General features: G+C 58.8%; 23 protein-coding genes. 11 read left to right on the top strand and 12 right to left on the bottom strand.

Annotation, left to right across the window (positions count from 1 at the left end; genetic code table 11):
• The first annotated feature begins 192 nt into the window (after positions 1-192).
• Both BSY16_RS20220 and BSY16_RS20225 read left to right on the top strand, forming a co-directional pair.
• Positions 193-1,329, top strand: a complete 1,137-nt coding sequence (locus BSY16_RS20220) for a hypothetical protein (RefSeq protein ID WP_069061708.1) — start codon at positions 193-195, stop codon at positions 1,327-1,329.
• Positions 1,330-1,464: 135 nt separating this feature from the next.
• Positions 1,465-2,172, top strand: a complete 708-nt coding sequence (locus BSY16_RS20225) for a DUF4166 domain-containing protein (RefSeq protein ID WP_286157255.1) — start codon at positions 1,465-1,467, stop codon at positions 2,170-2,172.
• Positions 2,173-2,266: 94 nt separating this feature from the next.
• Here BSY16_RS20225 and BSY16_RS20230 read toward each other — a convergent pair whose 3' ends face one another.
• Together BSY16_RS20230 and BSY16_RS20235 are read right to left on the bottom strand one after the other, a co-directional pair.
• Positions 2,267-2,548 carry a hypothetical protein gene (locus tag BSY16_RS20230; protein ID WP_069061709.1) on the bottom strand — a complete coding sequence of 94 codons (282 nt, stop codon included), beginning with the start codon at positions 2,546-2,548 and terminating at the stop codon, positions 2,267-2,269.
• 144 nt (positions 2,549-2,692) lie between these two features.
• A complete protein-coding gene (locus BSY16_RS20235; protein WP_150130079.1) occupies positions 2,693-3,016 on the bottom strand; it encodes a hypothetical protein in 324 nt (107 codons plus the stop codon).
• Between the two features lie 585 nt (positions 3,017-3,601).
• Here BSY16_RS20235 and BSY16_RS20240 point away from each other — a divergent pair.
• Both BSY16_RS20240 and BSY16_RS20245 read left to right on the top strand, forming a co-directional pair.
• A complete protein-coding gene (locus BSY16_RS20240; protein ID WP_069061711.1) occupies positions 3,602-5,638 on the top strand; it encodes a hypothetical protein in 2,037 nt (678 codons plus the stop codon).
• A 48-nt stretch (positions 5,639-5,686) separates the two neighbouring features.
• Positions 5,687-6,811 (top strand): MFS transporter, encoded by a 1,125-nt coding sequence (locus tag BSY16_RS20245; protein ID WP_069061712.1) that lies wholly within the window; start codon positions 5,687-5,689, stop codon positions 6,809-6,811.
• A 10-nt stretch (positions 6,812-6,821) separates the two neighbouring features.
• Here BSY16_RS20245 and BSY16_RS20250 read toward each other — a convergent pair whose 3' ends face one another.
• Positions 6,822-8,351, bottom strand: a complete 1,530-nt coding sequence (locus tag BSY16_RS20250; RefSeq protein WP_069061713.1) for a DUF1963 domain-containing protein — start codon at positions 8,349-8,351, stop codon at positions 6,822-6,824.
• 149 nt (positions 8,352-8,500) lie between these two features.
• On the opposite strand from BSY16_RS20250, the gene BSY16_RS20255 reads away from it, so the two are divergent.
• The 5 genes from BSY16_RS20255 (at position 8,501) to BSY16_RS20275 (ending at position 14,876) form a co-directional block, all read left to right on the top strand.
• Entirely contained in the window at positions 8,501-9,760 is a 1,260-nt protein-coding gene (locus tag BSY16_RS20255) for a hypothetical protein (RefSeq protein ID WP_069061714.1), read from the top strand.
• A gap of 143 nt (positions 9,761-9,903) precedes the next feature.
• Complete coding sequence (locus BSY16_RS20260; protein ID WP_069061715.1) at positions 9,904-11,355, top strand: SMI1/KNR4 family protein; 1,452 nt, start codon at positions 9,904-9,906, stop codon at positions 11,353-11,355.
• Between the two features lie 444 nt (positions 11,356-11,799).
• Positions 11,800-12,738: a tetratricopeptide repeat protein gene (locus BSY16_RS20265; protein ID WP_069061716.1), complete on the top strand. Its 939-nt coding sequence runs from the start codon at positions 11,800-11,802 to the stop codon at positions 12,736-12,738.
• A gap of 270 nt (positions 12,739-13,008) precedes the next feature.
• Positions 13,009-13,995, top strand: coding sequence for a DUF3396 domain-containing protein (locus BSY16_RS20270; protein WP_150130080.1), 987 nt, complete (start codon positions 13,009-13,011; stop codon positions 13,993-13,995).
• 461 nt (positions 13,996-14,456) lie between these two features.
• A complete protein-coding gene (locus BSY16_RS20275; protein ID WP_150130081.1) occupies positions 14,457-14,876 on the top strand; it encodes a hypothetical protein in 420 nt (139 codons plus the stop codon).
• A gap of 378 nt (positions 14,877-15,254) precedes the next feature.
• On the opposite strand, the gene BSY16_RS20285 is transcribed toward BSY16_RS20275, so the two are convergent.
• The 5 genes from BSY16_RS20285 to BSY16_RS20310 all read right to left on the bottom strand — a co-directional run bounded on the left by BSY16_RS20285 (position 15,255) and on the right by BSY16_RS20310 (position 20,025).
• A complete protein-coding gene (locus tag BSY16_RS20285) occupies positions 15,255-15,560 on the bottom strand; it encodes a hypothetical protein (protein WP_069061720.1) in 306 nt (101 codons plus the stop codon).
• Complete coding sequence (locus BSY16_RS20290) at positions 15,557-16,222, bottom strand: YcxB family protein (RefSeq protein ID WP_069061721.1); 666 nt, start codon at positions 16,220-16,222, stop codon at positions 15,557-15,559. The genes BSY16_RS20285 and BSY16_RS20290 overlap by 4 nt, the downstream gene beginning before the upstream one ends.
• A gap of 187 nt (positions 16,223-16,409) precedes the next feature.
• Positions 16,410-17,213: a tetratricopeptide repeat protein gene (locus BSY16_RS20295; RefSeq protein WP_069061722.1), complete on the bottom strand. Its 804-nt coding sequence runs from the start codon at positions 17,211-17,213 to the stop codon at positions 16,410-16,412.
• Positions 17,214-17,520: 307 nt separating this feature from the next.
• The gene (locus BSY16_RS20305; RefSeq protein ID WP_069061724.1) at positions 17,521-18,633 is read right to left on the bottom strand and encodes a hypothetical protein; all 1,113 of its coding nucleotides are present in this window, start codon (positions 18,631-18,633) and stop codon (positions 17,521-17,523) included.
• A gap of 450 nt (positions 18,634-19,083) precedes the next feature.
• On the bottom strand, positions 19,084-20,025 hold the full coding sequence (locus BSY16_RS20310) for an AraC family transcriptional regulator (protein ID WP_069061725.1): 942 nt from the start codon (positions 20,023-20,025) through the stop codon (positions 19,084-19,086).
• A gap of 91 nt (positions 20,026-20,116) precedes the next feature.
• Here BSY16_RS20310 and BSY16_RS20315 point away from each other — a divergent pair, with 91 nt between their 5' ends.
• The gene (locus BSY16_RS20315; protein ID WP_069061726.1) at positions 20,117-21,094 is read left to right on the top strand and encodes an oxidoreductase; all 978 of its coding nucleotides are present in this window, start codon (positions 20,117-20,119) and stop codon (positions 21,092-21,094) included.
• Positions 21,095-21,376: 282 nt separating this feature from the next.
• Positions 21,377-21,865, top strand: a complete 489-nt coding sequence (locus BSY16_RS20320; RefSeq protein ID WP_069061727.1) for an Rrf2 family transcriptional regulator — start codon at positions 21,377-21,379, stop codon at positions 21,863-21,865.
• On the opposite strand, the gene BSY16_RS20325 is transcribed toward BSY16_RS20320, so the two are convergent.
• From BSY16_RS20325 to BSY16_RS20340, 4 genes are all read right to left on the bottom strand, one after another.
• Positions 21,848-22,873 (bottom strand): mechanosensitive ion channel family protein, encoded by a 1,026-nt coding sequence (locus BSY16_RS20325; RefSeq protein WP_069061728.1) that lies wholly within the window; start codon positions 22,871-22,873, stop codon positions 21,848-21,850. The genes BSY16_RS20320 and BSY16_RS20325 overlap by 18 nt on opposite strands.
• Before the next feature lie 72 nt (positions 22,874-22,945).
• Positions 22,946-23,371, bottom strand: coding sequence for a cupin domain-containing protein (locus BSY16_RS20330; protein WP_069061849.1), 426 nt, complete (start codon positions 23,369-23,371; stop codon positions 22,946-22,948).
• Positions 23,372-23,403: 32 nt separating this feature from the next.
• Entirely contained in the window at positions 23,404-24,156 is a 753-nt protein-coding gene (locus tag BSY16_RS20335) for an SDR family oxidoreductase (protein WP_069061729.1), read from the bottom strand.
• 67 nt (positions 24,157-24,223) lie between these two features.
• The gene (locus BSY16_RS20340; protein ID WP_069061730.1) at positions 24,224-24,703 is read right to left on the bottom strand and encodes a carboxymuconolactone decarboxylase family protein; all 480 of its coding nucleotides are present in this window, start codon (positions 24,701-24,703) and stop codon (positions 24,224-24,226) included.
• Positions 24,704-24,743: the final 40 nt, after the last annotated feature.

The following is a 24,743-nucleotide window of genomic DNA, read 5'->3' on the forward strand; positions in this document are numbered from 1 at the left end:
CTTGCCCTGGACGATGAGAGTTCGAAAGCCAATACGTTTCGCAGGCCTTGGATGGGGAAGGCGCATGAAAGAGGTTAATGCCGTGCATTCGGCGCAATTTAAATTTCGTTTCTGTCATGATCTCCAAACCGGCGTGATCATCAGACGCCGCACAAGGATCAATCGGCACATGCGCAAACGCGAGGAATGACAATGTCTGTACTGGCACGAACCGCAAATCCCCTGATCGGAGCGTGGCTTGCACTCGCGGTCACGACGGCACAGCCGAGCGCGGAAGAGGCCAGCTCGACCGATAAAGGCTGGGTTACGAAGCACTTCGATTTCGGAGCAGAGAATCTCGCTTTCGAGGCCGCCGTTCCCGCCGATGCTTCGGTCGAAACGACCACGATGCCGCCCCGCGAGGCGGGCACCTTGGGCAGGATCATGATCGTGGGCAAGATCTATCCCGCAAAGGCCGGCACGCCCGTCGAGGTCACGATCCAGGCCCTCGATCTCACCGCGCCCGCGGCTGCGTCGCGTGTCTGTAAGCATGAGGCTGAGATCGCCGGCTATACGCTCCGCGCCAGGCGCGCTGAGCCCGACCTTTCGGACGCGGAGCTGTTCGCAACGAAGTCGGATGGAAGCCGACCGATCGGTGGTGTCTTCAGCCGATGCATGACGCGCGGCAACAAGATGCTCGTCACTCATTTCCTGTTCGATGTCAGCGGCGTGATGGACAAGGACGAGCTCGACGTCCGGGCAAACCAGGCGCAAAACTACTACGAGACCTTCATTTCCAGCATCGTCTTCGCCGATGGCCATTCGCCCGGCTATCGCAATATGATGCGAGAGATCCCTGTGACGATCGGCACGGACAACATGACGCTGAGCGTCCCCGACGTCTGGCAGGTTCCGATCAACGATCTTCGCGGACCTCTGCCGGCCGAACTGCACCTGCTTCGCAAGAACAGCAGCGGCGAAGACACGGGGCTCCTTTGGCTCGCAGTACAGGAGAGGAAGGAGCAACCCGATCTGGAGAAACTCGGCCCCACGCTCATCGGTGACTACTTTGTCCAACAGTCGCCTGATGCCGAACGTCCGGTGCTGCTTCAGGGCAGCGAGGATCCGGACATGCGCGAATCTGGCGTCGCCTCCCGCAGCTTCCGCTTTTCCACGAAGAACAAGGCAGGTGAGGATGTAGGAGAGGTTCTTGCTGCGCTCTTTTGGCACGATGGACGTCTTTATGTGCTCAGCCTATGGTCACGCTGGTTGCCGACGGCTGACCGCAACACGTTCTTCTCGCGCCTGCCGGGGCTGACGGCCTATGACCTGATCAGCGCAAACTCGTAAAGATGATGACGGAGGACCGATAGCTGCATGTCCAGGCTGGGATTCCCGTTCCTCAAGCTTCAGCGAAAACCTTGGCCCAAGCCGTCCGTTTTGATGGGCGCGCAGGCGCAACACTGAATATATATGAGACTTGACATGACGAACATGGCGCAGAACCGGCCTATTGAGACAGCTCTACCGAACCGTCCGATCCGTAAGCCCGTCTTTCAGGAGGTGCTTGGCGAGGACTGGCACCACCTTGGCGAGATTGTCAGGCGTCACTACTTCTTGCGCGCCTTCAGCGACGATTATATCTGCGTGAAAGGCACGATGCACGAGGTATGGCACGGTGCTGTAGCCAGGCTGCTGATCCCATTCGCCCGGATATTCGGTGCGCTGGTACCTTATCGCGGTAAAGATGTTCCGGTAGAGGTCCACTACAACGTAAAGCCCAACGACGGTGCCATTCATTGGGATCGGGTGTTCCACTTCGCCGGGCGTCCACCCTTCCATTTCCGCTCCCATATGCAGCATGCCGGCGGCAACAGCGTGATCGAGTTCGTGCGTTTCGGAGTGGGAATGCGACTGAAAGTGACCGCGGAGGACGGCGCGCTCGTGTTCCGCGGCGAGGGCTATATCTGGCGGCTGTTCGGCGTCGATGTGCCCCTGCCGATAGGACTCATGCTCGGTCGCGCCTATGTCGAGGAACGACCGGTGGATGCCGAGCGCTTCAGCATGCGCATGACGTTGACCCATCCCCTGCTCGGCGAATTGTTCCGTTACAGCGGCAGCTTTGCGCTCGGCGACGAAAGCGCCGCATTGTCGGGTGCACCGGAGACCATGGGACCGAGCGTTCCGCGATAGGCGGAAAGCAACCCGATCCGTTGATGCGCGACCACAACGCGAAGCGACAGAGGGCACCCGCATCCTCCTGATCTGCGGGTGCCGGCATCTTTCCTCAGTCCCCGGACGCATAGAGAAGTGAGATGTCGCGATGGTGCGATTGGCACCGCGCACCCTCAGACTTCACCACTGCGCGTTTTGGCTCAAGCACAATCACACACCCATTTTTATAGCTGTACGCCCTATCGCCACCGCTAAGGATTTTTTGCACCGGCACCTCATCCATTGGCCTCTGGTCTGTATCGGCGGTACCAACGGCGGTGATGTTCGGTTCGGCTGAGCAGGCCATGAGGGTTGCGATGAGCGGCAAAGCGAGGGTTGCGGATCGGGACTTCATTGGCTTCTCCTGAATTTAAAATCAGGTTGACACCAAGATAGGTCAAAACCGGGGCAGGGGAAGACGCCCCTTCGAAGCATCGATGCGAACGAGCTCATGCGTGCATAGATAAAAAGCAGGTATGAAATCGCGAGATGTTTAAGTTCAGGTCGATGTGCTGAAATAGATGGCCGCTACGCCGGCGAGCAAGGCCAGAAGGAAGCTGCCGATCACGATATGCGAAAGCTGGCGGGCCGTCAGCCCCATCCCCCAGCGGCCGCCAATGAGGCCGATGGCGAGCAGATAGACCAGGGAGGAGACGAGAGGCTGCTCAATGTCCGCCAGTTCCCCGATAACGAACTGTATGAGCGAAGCAATCGCTGCAAGCAATGCACCCTTCCAGACTGGAGCTTTTGAAAGGCGCGCACCCAGTGCGCCCCCCACGATACCGCCGACGGTGCCCGCAGCCACGATTACGTACTCATTCATCGAAACCTCGCTGCTTAAAGGTCAACGCCCCTGCGCCTTGTCGTCAACGACACGACTATGGGATACCTTCGTCGAGAAATGCAATGCGGAAGATGCCGAAGCCTATTACCGACGCCGCGGCGCCGGCGGCCACCTCTCTGTCCACCATCATCCCGCATCCATGCAACCCAACGCCGGTCAGTGCGACCAAGGACGCCCGCGAAGGAGGCCGCCCAACATCTGGATGTTCCGTCCCCCTCAAGGCCACATGCAATGACGGCGCCGAAGCCGCATGTCGGCCGACCTATCGAGAAGACCAGTCGGTGGGCGCAATTTTTGGGTTAGCTTTGACGTATGTATCACCTTCGGGCAAAACTGGGGCCAAAGCGGTTCATGCTGGCCCTGCGCGGATGAGGCGGTCCGTCGTTGCATCGAGCGAGGAATTTTACATGACCTTGGATCAATCCCACACAAATGCATTTGTCTTCGGGCGTGTATCCTCGATTTTCGCGATAGGGGACTGTGGCCGAGAGAAGGTGTTTGCGTTCAGAGTTGTCTTGCAAAGCAAAGACTGCGTCGGGCTTCGTGCCATGGGAAGGTGAGCGTATGACCTCACTCGACGGGCTGGTGAAAGCCCTTTCGGATTGCCTCGAAGCAGACGCGACGGACGAAGCCCTGATCGCCCTGATCGCCCGTCCGTTCGAAATCGCCTCGCTCGAGACCGGTCAGCAACCACAGCTGGCACTCGGTGTCGCGGCCACGTTGATGGCCGGGGCCCTGCTCCGCTTAGGTCGGCACGGAGAGGTTGCCCCCCTGTTCATCAGATTGAACGATGAGCTTTCGCCGCCCGGCCGGAAGGGCGAAGGCTATTGGCGCCTGCTGAATCCCTTCCATTTCCTGCCTGCGCCGCTGATCGACGCGGCCCTTGCTCTTCAGGACCAAACGCTGGCCGTCAGCCTGCTCAACGGAAGTGTCAAGGAGTTGACCCGGGCAAAGCCCGTCTCCGATCCCCTCGTGTCACAGCTTCTGGCGCACCCGAAGGCGGCAAGCTATGGCCCGTTTCACATCGATGTCGCCTGGTTGCTCGACCGGCATGAGCATGCCCTGGGTCTCGGGGAACTGGATCATAGACTTGTGGACGTGCAGAAATTCCATGCGGGCTATGTGCAAAGCGCGCTCCTCGCAGAGGCGCCGCAGCGTGCCATGCCGCTGATAGAGCAAGAGCTGGAGTGGTATCTGTCGTGCCCGGTCCTCGACACGAGCCATTTCGAGTTCAACGCCATCTGCACGCTGGCTACGCTCGGCCAATTTGACGAGGCTTTGTCGTCGGCCAAGCGGCTTGTTCGTCGGGGTTACCACCTGCCGTGGCGGTTTTCGCTGGAAATCGCTGAGCGCATGGCGTGGACACAGGCGATGCGGCAGAACGACTGGCTGGCGGAGTTGGCGGAAACTCCTGCCTATCAGCGCTTTCTGATGGAAGACTCGCCCGGGCCTCTGTTGGACGAGGCCCCCGAGGGCAATCCGCTTTGCCTGGTTAAGGACGGCGTGTGGACTGGCAAGAAGGATAAACGCTGCGTCCTGTCGCGAAAGCCGATCAAGCCCGGTGAGCCTGTCGTGCGATTCCGGAAACTGTTCTGCCGCGCCTCCGATGGAGGTTTGGAGATGGCAACCCGGGAGGTCTTCGAGGCGTCGGCCTGGCAGACGGCGCGGGAACAGTTCGAAAACGATGCCATACCGCTCCGGCTGCTCTTTCCGCGCAATGCGACCGTGGATGCGAAACTCGACGGCGCACCATACATCCATTCCATCGCCCACGATCTGGCGCGCGATCCGGGCTCTCTCAATATCGCACAAGTGGTGGCCGCCATCGCGGATCATGCGCCCCCGCCGATCGCTTACAGCTGGGACAAGGGCAATGGTCTGGATCGATGGACCCCGGCATTCCCACCGCTCGCGGGCGCCGACGGTCATGGCGATGCCGTCAATATGACTTGGCGGCTGATCAAGGCAGGCTTTCGCGAACAGATCATCGAGGCGGCTCAAGCGCTACCTCAAGCGAAGGCAGACAAGGTGTTCGCCATGATCGCGACTTTCGACGATTTCCGCCTGCGGCAGGCGGCGGCCACCCACTTCGATCTTCCCGATCTACCTCGCATAATGGCTGTAGCGTTTAAGGACCGTCTGGCGTTGGAGGATCACGAGGTGCTGGCCGTGTTCGGTTCTGACAATACGCGTTATCGCGTCGGACTGACGGCTGCGATGCAAGCCTATGGGTTGCACCTCTATTCAAACTATCGGCCTAAACCCGACTGGTTTCTTGCTGGCCTTAGGCATTACGTCAATGCCGGTGGTTCTGCTTTGCTTTATTTTTTGATCGATCACCCCGAGGAGGATCCGGTTCTCGACACCATTGTCGTAAAAGGTTGGCTACCGGACAAGTGTGGTGGGAACACTGACGAATACGCCAACACCAGGCCGTTCTATCTGCGGGCCGCCCTGTTCCACCTTGCCCGGCACAAACCCGAGCAGCTCGATGCATGGCTCACGCCGGTCGCAGTCGCGCGCTGGAGCGGCATGGCTTACGATCGGGAAACATTGCGCCTCATCAAAAAGCGTCGGCGGAGTGGTCATGATGTCCTCTGACAAATTCGGTTCAAATGCAGTCACACTGAATAGAGAAAAGGTTTGACGATGGATAAGATGGCACCCACGTCTCACGAGGTGGAATGGACGCTGGCTGATTTCCTAAGCACGTATCGCTACTGGGCCGTCTTTCTATCTTCCCTGTTTCTGGCGATTGCCGGAGGAGGGTTTGGCGCAATGCTCCCTTTGATCTTACAATCGAATGGCAGCAGCACCCAGGCGATCGGGATCTTCTATTTCGCCTCCACAGTCGGCTGGATTGTCGGCGCGTTCCTCGCTTTCGTCGTCGCGAGCCGCAATGGTCGCCCGGCGTTGATTGTGCCTTTAGTCTTCTGCGCTGTCTTTGCCGCCGGTTTGGTCTCAGCGCCCGCGCTGTGGGGATCACCAATGTTTCTGTTTGCGTTTGGCTTAGTGTTGGGCACTGTTCGGGCGGTTTATCCGCTTGCGATCGCCATCTTTCTGGCCGGAGGGCGTCCAGGCAAAATCGACTTCGGCTGCGCTCTGGCTCTCATGTCAACGACGATACTGGCCTCAGGCTTTGCTCCGATCGGCGCGTCGTTGCTGTATGCACTCGACCAGGGGGGCCTGCCTCTCGTCCTGGGTTTCCTCGCTTGCCTGACGCTTGCTGTCATACTCCTGCTGCCCGCCGGACAGCTCGCCTTCGACGAACCGCCGGTTGCGCGACATAAGCCGCTAGCGCCCCGGCGGCGCCCACCTCTCCTGGTCGCAATCATCCTGCTTTTCCCGCCGATCCTGATACTTGTGACGGTGCTCGGCGTCTATCTGTCTCAGGCGAGTGGTTTCGACGTCACCTATTCTCCGGTGATGCTCCTTGTTTCCATTCTCGTCCTCGGCATTTGCATTGCCGCCTTTATCTATCTTTCCTATTGGGTCTATCGCATCCACGGCGAGCTGGCCGGCGCTCGACCGTCCCGGCGTTTGCTCACGCCGCTTGCTGCCATGTTCATCGCGATCCTGGTGCCGCTCGGATTGCCGATCCTCATCATGACTCTCGGCGATCTTCTCAACGATCGCGCGCGCGAAAGAGGCGAAGGACGGCTGGTCTCCATCGCCTGGCTCGCCGTCTGGAGCCTCATCCTGCCGCCGGTTGCCATCGCAATGATCCAGAATGCCGCAAATACCAGCTATGGCATGGGCCCGGACATGGCTTAACGCTTTCTGCCTAACCTGAGAGAAGAACACAGCGGTCGAACCGCCCGGCTGCAACGTCGATGGCGGGAGCCATGATGACAAGGTCGTCGGCATCCCAGAAAACGCGGCCGGTCGCCGATCCTGCGCGCAGCCGGACAAGAACGATCCATTGGGATGGGTCGCTGAGCTCCGGCAAGTCCATGGAGACATCGGCAGTTACCGCCTCGTCTCGGCAGTCGATACCTCCGCGGATCGTTGCGTGACCGAGCATCTGATGGATTTGAGGCGTTCCCGAGCCTGCAAGCGGGCCCGTCAACGCACGCTCGAATGCCTCATGCGTATCAGTCAGGTCGTCGAGCGAACCAGCCTTCGTTTCCTCGATCCTCGTTTCGGCAACCGCGGCATTGAAGGATCGGGTTCGCCGGGGTCTCAAACGCGCATATGCCGTCGTCGCCCAGCGTTCGTCCGACAGCGCGTCGAAGGTGGATCCAGGTTCGCCGACTGCCCACACGGGATCAGGCGTATGCGCAAAGCTGAGCGTTCCGTCGGCTAGCAATTCCGCCGTGACAAGGTCTCCTTCGGTATGCGGCAAGGGACCGGCCGGTGTATCAGGGTCGAGATCCGCGGCAATCGCGACCGCGGCGGCAGAGGCCTCGATGAGGGCTTCCGTCATTGGATGACGCACAAGAGACGCGCCGGGCGGCGTGTAGACGACATCGAGAAGCAGGGCATCGTCGTGCACGAAAAAGGATAAAAGACCCTCGTCCGGCAGAGGCTGCATCGGCCCGCACATAGCCTTGATCTCGGCGAGATTGATCTGCATCAGAAACGGATGGCGCATTCCGCGCTCATTGCTCGGCCACATGTCCGCCGGCAGGTCAGGCCCGCCGCCGATGCGGCTGGCAGCCAAGGGCGCCTCTTCGCCGAAGGGCTCCTCTACCAGCGCCAGGGCGTCCATCCAGAACTGCGACACCGCCGACGGCCCACTTTCTCCTAAAGCTGCGGCGAAGCGTTCTTCCCAGACGATATCCCCAGCATCGGGATCGACAGTTTCCGATCCCTGTCCTGCATCGATGGCCGCTAGGGTCGCTTGGCGGGCCTTTTCCTGGCCGTGAAACTGCGACCGAAGCGTTTTTTCGCCGATGCGATCACTGCGCGCCTGCAGACCTTGCATAAGCGCCATGAAACCAGTCTCGACGGCGTCTCTTTCGCTTGTTGACGAGCGCCAGCCGAATGCCCACACGCGGTTGTCCCGACCCCGAACGATGGTCACACCTGCCGTCACGGACGGTCCGGTCCCCGTGCCGTAGCGTCCTTCGCGTCCAAGCACTTGAACGGGGGTTAGAGTCCATTCGTCTGGACCGTTCGGCCCGATCAAATCTGCGGAAACCTCCGCGAACATCGCTTCGGCTTCCCATGGCTTGTCAGCATCTCGTGCGAACACGAAGAGCAGCGGTCGCTCCGACCCGCTCGGATGAGGGCGCAGATCGAAGCGCTCGAGTTCACGTGCAACGACGTCCGGAAATCCGAAAGGTGCTGTGAAAACGAAGTCGCGTGTCATCCATCTGTGTGGTCGTAAGGCCATGGCACGTCCTTCTTCTTGCAACATTTCGAAGCTAACACACCTATGTTTCGTGGGTCCACGCCGTGCGATCTCGATTGTCTGTCCGGAGTGGTTCCATCCACCATACGCTTGAGGGACGATGTTTCATGACGGAATTTTCAAAGACCTTGATGGTTTCGACCGATGTTGCCCATATCGTGCTCTTTCACCCGGACGATCTCGCCCATGCCAGTGAATGGCCGATCGCCTGGTATTCCGAATCCTTTATTTTTCCGGCTGAAAGCACAAAAGGGCGGCTGATTGCCTGGTGCACGAACAGCGACGGAGGATTTGCCGTGCGCGTCACGAATGGCGCCATGACGGAGCGGGAGCAACATTATGCCGGCCCCAGCTGGACCTTTCCCTACACCGTGCGCCATGGCCAGGTTTTTCTCGACAACACCGATGCCTTGCCGGGCGCGGAGCAGATGACGCAGACGTCGGATTATCCGGAATACTGGATCGACGTTGCGAACGGCATCTATGCCGTTACGGTGACCGCGATTGAATGGATTGCGGAGCGGGGAGCCAAAGATGATGGTGCCGACACCTTACCGAATTATGTGGTGCGGTTTCAGCCGAGTCCGTCGCAGGTTATAAAGCCGGCGAAACGTCCGCCCGATCTCGAATGCCTGACGGATGCCGTTGCCACCGATGAGATCTACATCCATACGCCAAAGCCTGCGAAACCGATCGATTTCGACCGTCACTATCCGGCGTTCGCATCCGTCAACGTGTCCAGAGCCGGTCAGAGCTTCTCGACACAAGGCGAAGCTCCAATCGAAGCGGCGATGCCTACAGACGGTGATAAGTTCGCCATTTTCGACCAACCCTTCGTCGTGGCGGCCGAACTCATCCCCGGCGCACCGGCGGTCATTGCCCAATGCCACGGAAGCGGAGGGCGCCCGGGCGAGGCCATGCGTTATTCGTTTCTCGCCCGCCAGATTGTCGAAATATCCGAAGTCGCGGGATTTTTCGTGGAGGGCGCGTATGCCAAACTTGGTACGACCGGCTTCTTTCGAAGGCAGCCAAAACCTACTCCGCCGAACGCAATTGCCGCCGTCCGAATCCGCCCGCTTCCCTCAACCCCCGATACGGCGCTTTCCGTCGCGGTGACTGACCTGCGGAGCAAGGTCCTGGAAGATCTGCGAGGCGGAGGCCTGCTCGCCCGCCAACTCGGTGGCCTTGCCGGCTACGAAGCAATGAGGCTTGAAGCCTCGCCGGACGCCGGGACATTGACGGACTGGCTGATCGATACTCTACCCATGCCCGCCGACCAGCGCCTCCGTATCAGCGCTCTGCCGCCAAATGCCCAGACTGCCGCATTGAGCGCCTTGTATGCAGAGGCTGGTTCACGACCCGAATGACCGCGCTGCCTTCCGTAGGAATGACGAGGAGAGCTGCCTGGGCGGAGGGGCTCACCTCCTTGGCCATGCAGTGAACTGGCCTATCTGATGATAATCGATTGGGCTACCGTTCGGAGCGCCTAAAGAGCGAAAGGACCTGTCGCGTGACGAAGATTGAAGAGGCCGTAGCGAAGCTGCCGTTCGAAAAGGACCCGTACTTTCCCTATCAATATCCCGAGGAAGAGATCGCAGCCTGCGAGGCGCTGATCGACCGGCCGTTTCCGGACGAGCTCCGCTGGTATCTGACGAATGTCGGCTGGCGAAAGATTGACTACGATCATCGCTCGATCCTCGTCAAAAATGGGGAGTATATTTATGAGCTGATGTTCGAAGCGGCTGAACATGAGACCTTTGCCCGGAGCGGCTACGCAAACTACCTGGAGCGCAACGAAGGAGGCCGGCTGCCTCACGGACCAACGCTCTATTTTCCGATCGGAAAGATAGAAGGCGAGTTCAATCCGTCCGTCTCGTTGCGGCTGCTCGTGAACTTAAACCACCCAGATTACGGTTCCATCTGGGGCGTTCGTCCGATCGGTTATTTTGGTGACCAAACGCCATCCGAGCCGATCCGCCTTGCCGCTGATCTCGCCTCTTTCCTTGAGCAGATCGGGCCGTCCAGGAAGCTCCAGCCGATTGCCGCGAAAAACAATGCGGCTCTGTTCGACCGGTTGTTCTCGCACTACATCGCCGCACCACCGATTGAACCCACGGTCATGGACGATCCGGCCGCACTGCTGCATTTCTTCTTCGACAATCGCGAGACAACCATTTTCGACGGGGCCCGCAATATCGAGAAGCAGCGGCACACCCGATCCACTCGTTACGAGACCGCAGAAGGCATGACGGAGGCTGGCCGTTCGATGGCTGAAGACCTGCCGACCAATCCCTTCCATGGTTCAACGCCTGTCAGGCGACGCGACGTCAAGATCGGTACGCCGGCGAAGTATGACGGCATCTATGGCGCCGAACGGCTGACGCCCCACTATATGGTCGTGTCGGTGGATAGCGTCGTCGGCGAGAATCTGAAGCTGAAGGAGGAATATCTTTTGTTTCACGATCAGGCGACAGGGAACTGGTCGATCGTGCATCGGTTGAATTCGACGATCCCGGGCGTGAAGGTTGCCGGGGTCGGTACGTTCGCCTTCGACTCTACCTACAAATGGCAGTCGAAGAAAAAGGTGACGCCGGCCTGGAGCGAGTTGAAGGCCGAACTCCGCGTTGAGGGCGAAGAGGATGCGCTGACAGCGCATCGCATCGGGTTCGTCAAGGAGATTATCGAGAATGCCGATTTCCGGCCTGCCTTCGAAGCCTATGTGTTCAAGCTCTACCAGGAGCGGTTCTATCCCGAGTTCGAGGCGATGGGGCTAAACGAGCGGAAAGATTGGGACAAAGCATTTCCAGTCGTTTCAGACCCTGCCGAAATCTGGCGACTGCTCGGCAAAAAGGCGACGGTTCACGTTGAGAGCGATGCAGTTTTTGAATTCCACGTCGAAGCGGGCTTCGATCCCGAGCACGGGGTATCGGTGAGAGTTCAGGACTGGGAGATCAAAAGCTAAAGGCTCAGTTCGCCTATTCACGCAGCCTTCCAAGTTGGGTCTCGAAAGATGGCGTCACGGTGACCCTTCCAAACCGTGTCGACGAGCGCGGCAGAGACGAAGTGGATGGCTAGTGCTCGTGTTCAGGTTTCTTCGGACCGGGTTTGCAGACTTTCGATCTGCCCCGCTGTCATCGCATTGAGGAGTTAAAGCAATCTATAGGTGTCGTCGCTGTAACCATCGATAACCAACTCCGCCCTTTCATCAGCAGCGCCCGGGAAGTCGAAACGGACTTCGGCCGATAGTCCGCCTTCAACGGAACGGTTCTCAAACGTTTCAGTCAATGGGCCCAACGACCAGACCGCTGCCTCCTGCATCTTCCGGCCAAACCATCATGCGTGTTTGGCGATGAAGATGTACCATTCGTTCATCGCTAGTGTAAAATCTTGAATCTCGGAGACAAGCATGAGCTCGGGTCTGCTACATTACCTCAAACGCCTGTTCTCGTCCGACATAGCGGCTGACGCGTCCTTGCCTGCGCAGGGCGCAGGACTTCGGCTGCCGGCAGGTGTGGAGCACCTGAGAATAAACAAGGCTGCAGGACTCAGTGGCTACCTCCCGTTAGGTTTCGTAACCTTTGAGGCCCATCAGCTCGGCAATGGCGATTATTTTGGTTTTTACTGGCCGGTAGGTCGGGAGAACAGGGAGCCGTTGATTGCGGAAACGCAGCATGACGGCGGGAGACTTGAGCCAGGCTTTAGTGGCTTGCAGGCGTTCCTGAGGAAGACCGAAGGTATCGACAGTCATGACTGGATAGAGCTGCCGACTGTTGAAGAAGACCCGGATTCGCCGAGGAATTGCTTTTCAATGGCGCGTGAACTGATTGCTCAAAAGGCGTTTGAGCCGGCCGTTGCACAACTTGAAAAGGCTGTGGCTGCGTTGCCGGAATATACAGAAGCGCTGGCTGCGCTGGCCGGCCAGTACTTGAGAATAGGGCGTACCGAAGAGGCTTGCCGCTTGGCCGTTCAGATGATTATTTCTCCACCGAGCTTCGGTTTTGGTGGGCCGGTCGATAATATTGCGCGCTGGTTCTCTCGTCTTGATACTGGCCCGGTGGATCTCGCGGAAGATCCGATCTGGAGGGGACGTGCAAAACTTGCCTCGATTCCGACGGGAGGGACAAAAGTCAGTGAGGCCTACCCCGTGTTGCGCGAAGCTATGGATGTCTACGCTGAACGGGGCGAGCTCGTGAAGGCGCTGACATTGATGCAGACCTATTCGGACTTCATGAACAGCGAAACAAGGTCGTTTCAGGAACGACAAGGCTATGATTTCGCGACACACAGGGCGCGGCAACGAGACCTGAGTCAAAAGTTACCGAACGGTCCTCGCTATCTGAGCTGACCAAAACTCCAGCAGCCGTCAGACCGCTATGCCGGGGCCGCGAAGAAGATTCACGCTTCGGCGCTAACCGGCGGCCGGATCAGACCGGGAGACAGCACCTATAAGAGTAGGTCAGATCTCTCTCTGCCTGCGACGAAGGCGAGCAACTGCTGGAGGTTCTGTGCTTCCTCCTCGGCACCCTTCCTTCACGGGTGGAGAATGAAGAAATGACATAAACGCCCACTAAACCGGACTGTGCCGATGAAGGGCGGGCGGATGCGGGAGGGCACATTGATCGAGTTCCTTACTTACGAAGGCGCACCCATTGCGGTACCGGCATTCCGGATCATCGCCGTGCTCGAAGGTGATATCCACGATGAAGCGAACCGACCGGGGCTGACCAGAGCCTACGGAATGTTCGAGGCGGCTTTCGACGAGGCGGCCGACACGGCTTCCTATAATTTCCCCGGCCACAAGGGCAAGCTTCGCAAAATCACGGCCTCTCTCAAGAAAGACGGCCGGGCCTTTTTCGCCCGCGAGGAAACCAGCTATGGCGAAGGCCTCCGCCGCTATAGCCGTGCGTTCGCTGACTTCGAAGAGCCGGCCCTACCTTTTTTCGGTGTCGAGCAGCGCAGCTACGAATGCTTCCTCGAACTCGACCTTCCAGCCGATGATGCTCGCATCCTCAGCCTTGCAGAAGACATTGCCGGGGAATTGGGCCGCACACGCACCATCTGGGCCGTGATGGGCATGGGCTTCTTCCTCCCGCCCTACAAGAGCAGCCTTGCCTTCATGCTCGGACGATCCATCGGGCGCTATCGCACTGGTATCGACATCTCACCGTCTATGGTGACCGATGGACTGCGCAGGGAAGGCTCGGCGCACCGCTGGAAAGAAGACGAGCAACCGGGCATTCCGGATCTCGGCTGGAAGACATTCATCGGACGCGAGTTCTGGCCACGCATCCCCGATGTCGCTGTCGCGCTCAAGGCGGAACCCGATATCACCGTTGAAGAGCTCGACAACGCTCTCGTGATCACGGCGGGCGACAGGCCGATTTGGGGCGACGTCGATCAGGGTGAGGATATTTCCGCTTACTACACGGTCGCGAAACATCTTTCGCCCATCGCCTATCCGGTGGAAGCCGGCAAGGCTTTCATGTTTGGCGGCGACACCTATGATGCGGGTCATGTCGCTCGGGTCGAGGCCTACCTCACACGCTACATGCAGGCGTACAAGAAAGAAGGGCGGCAGGCACTAACGCCGAAACCGCGCTGACACCCGTTCTATTGATGCAAGTTTTCGCGTGAACAGAGAAAGAAGCAATGGAAGATTTCGCCTCCCGTTTCGCCAATTTGAAAACGTTTCTGGACGACCCGGACGCCTTGTTTCCCGGTGCCGAAATGCGCGATGAACTGCTTGGCCGAGCCGCTTCTTCCTGATCGTGCCTCGGAAGCAAGGTTGTTTTGCGAACTCGCATTGCTTGAAGGCAAACGCGGTGACTTGATCTGCCTCGAGCACGCCGACCGTGCGCTTGCAGCGCATGCCGAAACCGGCGTCCTTCCCCACATGAGCCTTTACTTCATGCACTTGGTTTGCGCGGTGCCGGAACTGCCTGGCGCGGCGGACCGAGGACAGCGATGCATCTCGAGCGCGCCCTGGCTCTCCATCCTCAAAGTGGACGCCCCCCCGCAGAGGCCTTTGCTATCCGGCTTAACCGGGGCGTCTACGAAGACACGATGGGCACAGCGCGCATGGGGCTAGATTGGTATGAGCCTCTATTGGCCGATGCTGAGCGCCACTACGGCAACGATAGTGAAGAACTGAGCCACCTCCTTGGCCTTATGTCCGCAGCCGAGGAGAAGCGGGGCAACATGAAACAGGCGCTCGCCTATGGCGAACGCAGCTACGCCCTTGTAGATGACCGTGTAGATCGAGGTCGCCGCGTCAGCGCATTCGTGACCTTCGCCAAGCTCAATCATCGCGTTGGCAAAACGCGAAGGTCTCGACAACTCCTTGATGAGGCCGTCGCCTTTGCCGATGCCAACTGCTCCTCCGCTACCCAAAGTTTTGCTCGCAGCGAGAAGCTGAGCCTATTTCCGCGCCACGGATTGTCTTTGCTGTTTCATCGGATCCGCGGCATGTTCAGACGAGTCTGAGTCAGCGCATGATCAGAGACGACATGCTCAAAACGATCATGGCCCTGGCGATTGCCGCTATGGGCCCCGCCAACCACTCCACGGCTGGCGAGGCCCATCGCGGCCATCGCATCAGGTTTGACACGCTCCGGGCATCTTGAGGCTCTAGACTGGGCTGAACGTTTGAGGTCAAGTGCTGAAGCATTCGAGAGACTTTTCAGGAGAGCCGTCCCCGACCCAGCAAAAACGCTTGGCGCACTGAAGGACACAACGGTAGCGGATAGAGGAGACGCTGTCGGGTTTGTCTATGCCCCCTTCAGGCCACTAGGCGATGCCGTGGGCATACGGATCCTGGGCCTCAACAGCAATTCCGATAGCTACCATTTCCAAAGGATTGACCTAAAGACTATATTCGGCGACCAGATCAAGTAGATGGTGGCCGTGCACTTCTCGTGCTGCAAGATCGACGATGAGGACGAGAAAAAACTCGTTGCGGTTGGTGCCGATCAGAATATGTTCGAGTTGCCCGTCAGCGCTCCGGTAAACGCTAACCACGTCGTAGACCTTGATCCCCAACGGCATAACGATGGCATCCACATGAGGCCAGACATCGACGGCAGCTTCGGCGCTCGCCGTAACGTCCTGCATCGGTTCGGCAAAACACGCGCTGAACTCGTCCCTTGTCAGAAGGCGGGTGGGCTTCATCGCTTATCCGCCGTCGTCAGGTCCTTTTCAGGAAGGTTTGCTCTTCCTGCCGCCCCCATCCGAGCGAGGATCGGCTCGGACAACAACCGTCTTGACCAACGCGAAACGTTGTCTCGGAAGTTCTGGCGCTCCTCCTCCGAGATGAACACCCGTGAAGGCCATGGGTGGGACACCGTCCTGGACATCCAGAAATAAAAAGTTCCGGCGTCTTCTTCGATCGCGTAAAGCGAATCCCAGGTACAGGTAACCGTCTGACCGAGGACAGTGTAGCTGATACCGGCTGCGTCCACGGTGGAGTCGACCGGCTTTCCAATAAGGCCTGCTTTCGCCAGCCGTCGGCGATACATGGATCTCAGCAAGGCTCGGCCGGGCGGAAGCAGCAGGTAGGTGAGGCCAACGCAAATGATGACCGTCGCTCCGACATAAAGGGTCAACTTAATGATTTGGCCAGTCTGCCAGTTATCGAAGTTGGTAATCAGCGAGACGAAAAGAGCTGCCAGCCCAACCGATCCGAGAGTTACGTCAGCAGGTAGCAGCTGACGCGATTGGTGCAAGATGTCGAGATGATCATCGAGCTCCAAAGTGAAGCTCTTGCGAAAAGCGGCCGACGCAGCCGACTGCCAGATCTTCGGAACCGAGCTCGGGGGCCGCTGTCCAGACATGTCATCCCTCCAAATTCTGCTGCAGCGGCCGGTTTGCCCATCTCCAGGTGCCGCTGCTTTGCCCTGTCGAGCCAGGCATTATAGGCCGGCCCACCGGGTCGGCAACCGCTGGGTGGCTCTTTGGCGCCATTGACGAAAGGTCTAGTCGCATTGCCGAACACTGCGACTTGACCTAGAGCTCATCCGGTCATTGTTCAGCGAACATCAACTCGGCCATCCTTGCTTCGTCTGCCTTGGCTCCTTCGTGATCGCCTGCCTCGCGCCGAGCAGCGGCCCGGAAGCTATAAAGTCCGGAATCGCTTGGCGAGAGTTGGAGCGCGGCGTCGAAGTCCGTCAGCGCGCGAGCCGTGTCGCCTTCGTTCAAGTAGAAAAGGCCACGATTGGTCAGCGCGTGCACGGATCTTGGATCATAGGAGAGTGCCTGGTTGAGGTCAGCAAAGGCTGCGTCGGGCTCTCCAAGCCAACTCGAGATAGACGCACGGGTGACATAAAACTCCGCTTGCGAAGCGTCGAGACGTATCGCCTCGTTGACGTCTTTTAGAGCTGCGGGAAGGTTGCGACCATATAAGATGTTCGCCTTGCCGCGCCGCCAATAGGCATCAGCGAAGCCTGGCGCGACTGCGATGGCACGGCCATAGTCTGCCAATGCGGACCTATAGGCCTGGTCTTCGCCCGGCGCGTTCAAATCGGCGCGGTCAAGCAAAGCTTCGGCGAGATCGCGGCCTTGAAGGCCAGCAGCATCGACCAAGTGGTCACAGGCTGCCCGCGCCTTCTCCTGCTGTTGTAAGATTGCGCTCGCATCGATCTCCTTTTCTGGGGACGTTCCAGCGCTGTTGCTGCGGCAAAGCTGGCGTAACGTCGCAACCGGTATTTCGGGATCTTGTGCGACACGTCGGTCGGCATCGCTCTCGGCGAGGGCGGCGGACATGTCAGCGAATGCCGCGAGGCCGGCTGCTAAAAGCATCACAAATCGAAATTGAGGCACTATCATTCACCCTTCCTTTCCAGCAGATCGCTATCACCCCGCAAACTTAAGCTGACCCGTCAACGCGCTCGTGACCAGCATGATGCCGACGGATGTGACTGCCGCGCGGAGGGCAAAGATCAGCAGTCTGCGCTCCGCGCGAAACAGAGGATCGGTCATCCATCGTGTATTTCTCGAGAAGTTGCGGCCGGCGCGTTCACCTAAGCGCAGGTTTCTGGTGTCGTCGCGCTCAATGCTTCGCATGCGGAAAACAATGCGGACATTCGCGTAACCGATCAGGAGGCAGCTAGCGACGAAGACGCATACGAGGAACTCAAAAAAATATCTTGTCATCGGCGGACCTTTGACTCCGTTGCCGGGTGTGGCCGGAGGCAAGAAAGGTTGTGACGACAACGATGAGCAGAACGCCGTTGACGCTCAGGGGTAGGTCGACAATTTCTATCAGGAACGACCCCAGCAGGAAGAGCAAAATTTCGAGCGCTGCGATAATCGCTGCAGCAGAATAGATCGCTGATCGACTGAGAGCAGGATCTTGAAGTGCTTTCAGATACAGTCGCGCGTATCCAAAAACGAAAACCGGGATGAGAACGGCGATCGTTAGGCTAGCAGTTGCTTTGAGTGCTATTCCCGAAAGCTGCCAGTTCCCCTGCGTCAGAAGTATCAACAGCATGAGCACATAGCCACCAGCGTAGCTGGAGAGGAAGATCGGCCATGCAAAGATCGACAGTTCATCTAAATTTAGATGTGGTCCCCAGTTGCCGCTCGCACGGACGCGTTTGATCCAAAAGAGATTTACCGCCACGACCGCAGCAGCGGAAAGGACAATGTAGGCAGCGCTCAGCAGCCAGTTGACCGCTGGCATGGCACCGACCCGAGTGGCCTCGACCGGTCCAGCCAGATTTCCTGGAAGCGAAAGGAAAAAGGTTGCGCTCCAAAGGAGCCACAGCCCATGGCGCAGGCCTGGAACCCTGACACGCTCGCTCAGCCAGAGAAGAACAGCTGTGCTTGCAACGAGGGTAAAGACGATCACCGGCTTGGCTGCCGGCCCGGCGGCTTTCAAAGCACTCGAAGCCTCCAGACCTTCTGCGAGACCATAACCCTGCAAGGCAGCGACGGTCAGCACAACAAGCCGCGTCAAAATAGTTGTCCAGGGAGCTGTCGATTGGCTGGCATTATTCGGCGCTGGGGACCACTGGAATATAATTCGGCAGATCTCACCGATCGCCAAGCCATTCAAGATCGGCGTTAGGCCGAGCGCCAGAATAGAAAGACGTTCCATTGCTCGGCCGGTATTGCCCGAGGCCTGGCGTGCAATGAATTCCGGGTCGATACCAGGAAGAGGGATATTGCTACCCGCCACCAACACAACCGCAGTGGGCACAAGCAGGCTCGCTAGATGTTTCGCAAGAGAAAGCAGCCTGTCCATGATTCAACGCCCTCGCTATGATCCATCGAACCCAAATAGAAAAGTCCCTGCAGTTGACAACTCTCCGAGCCAACTCCGGTGGGCCTCGCCACGCTTCGGGTTTATGAAAGGCCCTATTCCATATCGAGCTGAGCAACAATGCATCAAGCCATGACACCGACACCGCTGGATGATGACAATCGTGGTGCTCGCTAGGCGGCGAACGGCAGGTGTTCGACTATTGGTGATGCAAAACGGGCATTCTGCGGGCAGCCCCATACGGCCATACGAAGCGCAAGTAGCTGATCGAATTTGAAAACGTGAATCCCTGGCTGAAGAGTGGCGTCGCTGGTTCGGATCCGTTCAAGGCGTATGATGCGGGTGCAGACCGGATGCGGTCACAGATAGTGGCGAATTGCTTTGCCGTTGTATCTTCCAGAGCAGTCGACGGGCCGATAGGCGAGTCAGCAATCAGGAGTTAACAACCTCACTCCGTGTCTTGTCGCGATACAGGCCACGATAACGTGCAGGTGACTGGCCGAGGACGCGCCGGAAGCTGGCGGCAAAAGCGCTGTCAGACGCGTAGCCGAGCGACTGTGCAATCCGTGGCAGCGGCTCGTTGCCACGCCGTAGCCGAGCGGCGGCAAGCCGCATCCTCCAGTTCGCGAGATAGTCGATCGGCGATGCTCCGACAGTGGCGCGAAATTTCTCGGCAAATCCGGAGCGGGACTGGCCAGCAAGAGACGCGAGTGCCTCAACCGTCCAGCGGTGCGACGGATCGGCGTGGATGGCCCGCAGTGCCGGCGCCAGACGGGCATCGGCAAGTCCGGCGAGCCAGCCGGGATGCTGAGATGTCTGGCGCGCCATATAGGCACGCAGAACATGGATAAACACCAGCCGCAGCAGGTCGTTGCAGGCAATGCGAGCACCAGGTGCTGCGCTGTTCCACTCCAAGTCCAACTGTTCGAGCAGCCAGCCTATCGGTCCGGCCTCTTCGCGGTCGATCACGACGACAGGCGGGAGGGCGTCGGTGAGGAGTGATCCGTCGACGGTGTCGAGGTTGACGCTGCCGCCGAGCAGAACGAAATCCCGACCATCGCCCACTGAGACATCGAGACTGCCCCCGGCGAACACCTCTGCCGCCGCTATCGGCTTCACGTTGGGATCGCTGCAAAGCATAAACGCCTTGCCGCTGACCACCAGACAATCGCCGGCTTCAATGCGCAACGGCGCCTCTCCCTCCGAGATCAGCCAGGCACCGCCTTCGCGGACCGCATTGAACTTGAGGTAGCCCGGAGGAGGAAAAGCAACGGACCACGAGCCGCCTGCCGCGAAACGCACAGAAAACAGCGCCCGCGCATCGATGGCGCTAAGCACATCGGATAGAGGATCATGAATATTTTGGACGATCACGACAGAAATCCGGATCCTGCAGGCTGGGGGCTCCGAAAACCTAACCGATATAAGGGGCGGACACCAGAGCCACAAATGAAGGAGTTACAACATGTCCGAACAGAAACCTATTGGATCTCGTTTCAGTGCGGCCAGCACGGCGCGCGAGGTCACCGAGGGCATCGATCTTTCCGGCAAGACGGCAATTGTCACCGGCGGCTATTCCGGTCTCGGCGTCGAAACGACGCGGGCGCTCGCAGGTGCCGGCGCTCGTGTCATCGTACCGGCCCGCAATCGCGAAAAGGCCGAACGTACACTTGCCGGTATCGACAATGTTGTTATCGAAGCGATGGATCTTGCGGATCCCTCATCGGTCGCCGCCTTTGCTGGCAGGATCGTTGCGGCGGGCATGCCGATCTCAATCCTGGTCAACAGCGCCGGCATCATGGCAACGCCGTTTGCCCGGGATCAGGCTGGGCACGAGAGCCAGTTTGCCACCAATCATCTCGGCCATTTCCGGCTGGTTGCAGGTCTGTGGCCAGCACTTGTCAAGGCAGACGGCGCGCGGGTGATCTCTGTATCGTCGCGCGGTCATCAAATCGGGCCGGTCGACTTCGACGACATTGATTTCAAGGCTCGCCCTTATGACAAGTGGCAGGCCTATGGCCAGGCGAAGACGGCAAATGCGCTGTTTGCGCTTGCGCTTGATCGGCGTGGAGCCGCGCTCGGCGTTCGGGCATTTTCATTGCATCCGGGCGTAATTCTGACCGATCTCGCCCGCCATCTCAGCGAAGACGAGATCAATTCTTTCGATGTCTATGACGAGAATGGCAATCGCCGGGTCGATCCATCGCGCGATCTCAAGACGCCGGAACAAGGGGCAGCAACGAGCGTCTGGGCAGCAACGCGGCCCGAACTCGACGGTATCGGCGGTGTGTATTGCGAAGATTGCGAGGTCGCCCTGCCGCAAGCGGAGACGGACGGCACCAAAGGTCTGGCGCCTTGGGCCATGGATCCACAGGCGGCGGAACGGCTCTGGCTGGTTTCGGAGCAGTTGACCGGCTTGTCGCTGGGTGGTCGTCCGGGCTGAGCAGGCAACTTACGGCCATTCCCCTGGGGATGGCCGTATCTCCGAAGATCGTCAGCTATTCGAAGATGCCATCAATCAATTCTGCCGCACCATTTCACCAATAAATTCGAGTACCGTTCCGACACGGATCGGTGCGATGCATCGGACCGAAATCGATCGATAGCCGTATGATGGACATTTAGCATGCCAGGCCAAATGGTCCATCCAGCAATCGCCTGTATTTACAGCGATTCAAAATAGGGATATCATATATCCTTAATTTCAATCCAAGGTCCCCATCGCATGATCCTCAAAAGCCAAGTCGAATGGGCACTCCACTGTTGCGCCATTCTCGCCGGCCTGCCTGACGGGCGCTATCTGTCGACCAAGGCGCTGGCAGAACTGCATGGGCTTCCAAAGGAATATCTTTCAAAGGCACTGCAGAGCCTGTCGCAGGCCGGACTCGTCCATACGACACTTGGCCCTTCGGGCGGCTATCGTCTGGCAAGGGCGCCGGCAGAGCTGAATTTCCTTGATGTCGTCGAAGCTGTGGAGGGGAAAGGCCGGACCTTCGTCTGCCAGAACATCCGTGCCAACAATCCCTGCCGACCCAAGGACTATTGTGAGAGCGGTTCGTGTGCGATTGCGCGGATCATGTGGGAGGCCGACGAAGCCTGGCGCACTGCGCTTCGCAAGGTCACGTTTGCCGACCTTGGGAAAACGCTGGAGCAGGAAGTCGATCCGGGCATCTGGGCGGGAACGTTCGATTGGGTGCTAAAGCGCGCGGGGTAGAGCGCGGACCGATCCGGGTTCCTCCGTCTTGTCACCCTGACTAGCGACGACAAGATAGGCGTGCGCCGGCATTGCAAAGCCGAGACCATGGGTCGCGCAGTGTTGGCTGACGACGTCGATGATCTCATTGCGCGCCGGCACTCGGTTGGCAGGGCTGGTCACGCGGAACAGCAATTCGACATCGATTGCGATCGCATCGATCCCCTTGAATGCCACGATTGGCTTCGGCTCCTGAACAATGAACCGGCAATCCTCCAGTGCAGACAACAAAATTGCTTCGATGGCGGATGGCTCTCGGTCGGCCGCAATGCGGATGGCCAATATGACGAGGTGCGATTCATCCGGTCGCGTCAGGTTGGTAAGACTGAGTTTGGCGAGCGCGCTGTTGGGAAGAACAACAACGTTATGTGCCGGCGTCAGGATTTGCGTCGAGCGCCAGTTGTTCTGGACGACGCGTCCTTCTGTGCCGTCGGCTAACTGGATCCAGTCGCCGATCGAGAACGGTCGGCCAAGTGTGAGGGCCACGCCAGAGAACAGGTCGCCCAAGGTGTTCTGGAGGGCAAGCCCAAGGATGATGGCGACCACGCCGGAGGTGGCGACGAGCGTGCTGATCGGTGCGCCGAACACGAAGCCGATGATGGAAAGCGTAACGCCCAGATAAACGCCGGCGACGATCAGATCCTGGATCAGTCGTGCCTCCTGCGGCCGGCGGTCGAGCGCAATGTAGAGGCGTACGAAGCCGATCGTTGCCCAGGCGAGGTGGACCCACCAGAGAACGCGCGCGGATTTCCCGAGATAGGCGGTCAGGCCTTCAAGCTCTCCCGTCGTCACGCGAAACGGAAGGATACCCTGCGACAGGAACGTCGCGGTCATTGCTGCAAAGAACAGGATCTGGACGATGAGGCGCGCCGTTGGTCGATCCTTGCCCTGAACATGCCAGACAAGGATGCCGATCACGCCCACGATATCGACGATTGCGAATGCCAGTGCGGAAAGGTCAACGGCCATGGCAGGTCACTCCAGACTTAAAGGGCAAAGGGGACCGGATGCGGCGACGGCATCCGGTCCTTGTCGAGATCTCTACTTCTTGATCGGGTAGGTCAGTTCCTTTTGATTGGTATCGACCACGAAGACGGCGAGAAGCTTGGCGGGTTTCGTGTCGCTGCCATTCTTGCTGACACCGTGGCGGTCGCCCGGCAGTTCGGAGAAGTGTTCTCCAGCCTTGTATTCCTTGACCGGATCGTCATTGACCTGGCTGAGGATCGATCCTTCCAGCACGGTGGCGTAGATGAAGGCGCTGTCAGGATGCGTATGCGCGTCGGAGTACCCACCTGGGCCGTATTCTACCAGGACGCCCTTGATGCTTTTGCCCGGCACATTCGGCAGCTCGTGTTCATAGACGAGGGTGACCTTCGATGCTGAACCGCCACCCGGTGCGTCATGCGCAGTCGCGGTTCCCGAGGCAAAGATTGCGATTACCATTCCTGCAATTGTGTGTCTGATCATGATGTTGTCTTTCATATCCGCGGAGAGGTAATTTACTTGCGAGGAGCGGTGGCGAACCACTGTTCGAAACCGATCTTGCCGAGCCGCGGATTGTTGTCGGAAACCAGCGTGCGGTCTTCCAGTCGGGCGCCGAAGTATTCGGCCTCGGGATCGGCAACGACCTGTCGGGTGTCACCCGTTGCTTCCAGATAGCGGGCGACCAGTTCATTGAGCCGGAAACGCTCTGGTCCAGCGATCTCGATCAAACCGTTGACCGGGGGGCCAAGCGCCACGTCGGCCATCGCATCCGCGACATCGTCGGAAGCGATGGGCTGCACGAAGGCCGACGACAAATGAACCTTGTCCTCAACCAGGGCGGACTGCGCGATGCCGCCGAGGAACTCCATGAACTGAGTTGAGTGGACGATCGTGTAGGGAATACCGGCCTCGCGGATCAGCTTTTCCTGCGCCAGCTTGGCGCGGAAATATCCGCTTTCCTGGAGCTTGTCCGTTCCGACGACGGAGAGCGCGATGTGGTGCTTCACGCCAGCCGCCTTTTCCGCGGCGAGCAGATTGCGACCGGAGGTCTCGAAGAACTCCATAACGGCCTTGTCCTCAAAGGATGGGGAATTGGCGAGATCGAGAACCACTTCCGTTCCCGCCAGCGCTTCGGCCAGCCCCTCGCCGGTGATCGTGTTGACGCCGGTATTGGGAGAGGCGGCGATCACTTCAATGCCTTTTGACCGAAGGCGTTCGGTGGTCTTCGAACCGATCAGGCCGGTTCCGCCGATGATGACGATTTTCATGCTCGTTCCTCCGTCAGCCGTGCTGACATCGTGTGGTTGTCGGTGAAATGCGGGTGTCTTTCGGACCTCAGCTGAGGCCAGCCTTGTCGAGGCCGTAGAGCTTGTCGGCCGAGCCGGGCACGGCCTTGAAGGCAATGCTGACGCGGTTCCAGGCGTTGATGGTCATGATGGAGAAGGTGAGGTCGGACACTTCCTTCTCCGAGAGCTGGCCGCGGACACGCTCGTAAAGCTCGTCAGGAATGCCGCCTTTAGGCAGCTCGGTAACGGCTTCGGTCCAAGCAAGGGCTGCGCGTTCGCGGGGAGCGAACAGGTTGGATTCCCGCCAGATCGAAACGTGATAGAGGCGAAGTTCACTCTCGCCGTGGATCTTGGCTTCCTTCACATGCATGTCGAGGCAGAAGGCGCAACCATTGATCTGCGAGGCACGGATATTGACGAGATCGCGGATCGTCTGCTCGATGACGCTGTCTTTCAGCGACATGCTGAGCTCGGACACCTTCTTAAAAAATTCGGGGGACTGGGCGGCGTAGTTGAGGCGTTGTGTCATAGCTTTCTCCGTTATTAAGGACTCTAAATATCCTTATGGA

The organism is Sinorhizobium sp. RAC02, from assembly GCF_001713395.1.
Taxonomy (GTDB): domain Bacteria; phylum Pseudomonadota; class Alphaproteobacteria; order Rhizobiales; family Rhizobiaceae; genus Shinella.

Excerpts from the sequence above, each read along its gene's own strand:
- BSY16_RS20220 (WP_069061708.1), top strand. The coding sequence starts at position 193 with ATGTCTGTACTGGCACGAACCGCAAATCCCCTGATCGGAGCGTGGCTT.
- BSY16_RS20225 (WP_286157255.1), top strand. The coding sequence starts at position 1,465 with ATGACGAACATGGCGCAGAACCGGCCTATTGAGACAGCTCTACCGAAC.
- BSY16_RS20230 (WP_069061709.1), bottom strand. The coding sequence starts at position 2,548 with ATGAAGTCCCGATCCGCAACCCTCGCTTTGCCGCTCATCGCAACCCTC.
- BSY16_RS20235 (WP_150130079.1), bottom strand. The coding sequence starts at position 3,016 with ATGAATGAGTACGTAATCGTGGCTGCGGGCACCGTCGGCGGTATCGTG.
- BSY16_RS20240 (WP_069061711.1), top strand. The coding sequence starts at position 3,602 with ATGACCTCACTCGACGGGCTGGTGAAAGCCCTTTCGGATTGCCTCGAA.
- BSY16_RS20245 (WP_069061712.1), top strand. The coding sequence starts at position 5,687 with ATGGATAAGATGGCACCCACGTCTCACGAGGTGGAATGGACGCTGGCT.
- BSY16_RS20250 (WP_069061713.1), bottom strand. The coding sequence starts at position 8,351 with ATGACACGCGACTTCGTTTTCACAGCACCTTTCGGATTTCCGGACGTC.
- BSY16_RS20255 (WP_069061714.1), top strand. The coding sequence starts at position 8,501 with ATGACGGAATTTTCAAAGACCTTGATGGTTTCGACCGATGTTGCCCAT.
- BSY16_RS20265 (WP_069061716.1), top strand. The coding sequence starts at position 11,800 with ATGAGCTCGGGTCTGCTACATTACCTCAAACGCCTGTTCTCGTCCGAC.
- BSY16_RS20275 (WP_150130081.1), top strand. The coding sequence starts at position 14,457 with ATGGGCACAGCGCGCATGGGGCTAGATTGGTATGAGCCTCTATTGGCC.
- BSY16_RS20285 (WP_069061720.1), bottom strand. The coding sequence starts at position 15,560 with ATGAAGCCCACCCGCCTTCTGACAAGGGACGAGTTCAGCGCGTGTTTT.
- BSY16_RS20290 (WP_069061721.1), bottom strand. The coding sequence starts at position 16,222 with ATGTCTGGACAGCGGCCCCCGAGCTCGGTTCCGAAGATCTGGCAGTCG.
- BSY16_RS20295 (WP_069061722.1), bottom strand. The coding sequence starts at position 17,213 with ATGATAGTGCCTCAATTTCGATTTGTGATGCTTTTAGCAGCCGGCCTC.
- BSY16_RS20305 (WP_069061724.1), bottom strand. The coding sequence starts at position 18,633 with ATGGACAGGCTGCTTTCTCTTGCGAAACATCTAGCGAGCCTGCTTGTG.
- BSY16_RS20315 (WP_069061726.1), top strand. The coding sequence starts at position 20,117 with ATGTCCGAACAGAAACCTATTGGATCTCGTTTCAGTGCGGCCAGCACG.
- BSY16_RS20320 (WP_069061727.1), top strand. The coding sequence starts at position 21,377 with ATGATCCTCAAAAGCCAAGTCGAATGGGCACTCCACTGTTGCGCCATT.
- BSY16_RS20325 (WP_069061728.1), bottom strand. The coding sequence starts at position 22,873 with ATGGCCGTTGACCTTTCCGCACTGGCATTCGCAATCGTCGATATCGTG.
- BSY16_RS20330 (WP_069061849.1), bottom strand. The coding sequence starts at position 23,371 with ATGATCAGACACACAATTGCAGGAATGGTAATCGCAATCTTTGCCTCG.
- BSY16_RS20335 (WP_069061729.1), bottom strand. The coding sequence starts at position 24,156 with ATGAAAATCGTCATCATCGGCGGAACCGGCCTGATCGGTTCGAAGACC.
- BSY16_RS20340 (WP_069061730.1), bottom strand. The coding sequence starts at position 24,703 with ATGACACAACGCCTCAACTACGCCGCCCAGTCCCCCGAATTTTTTAAG.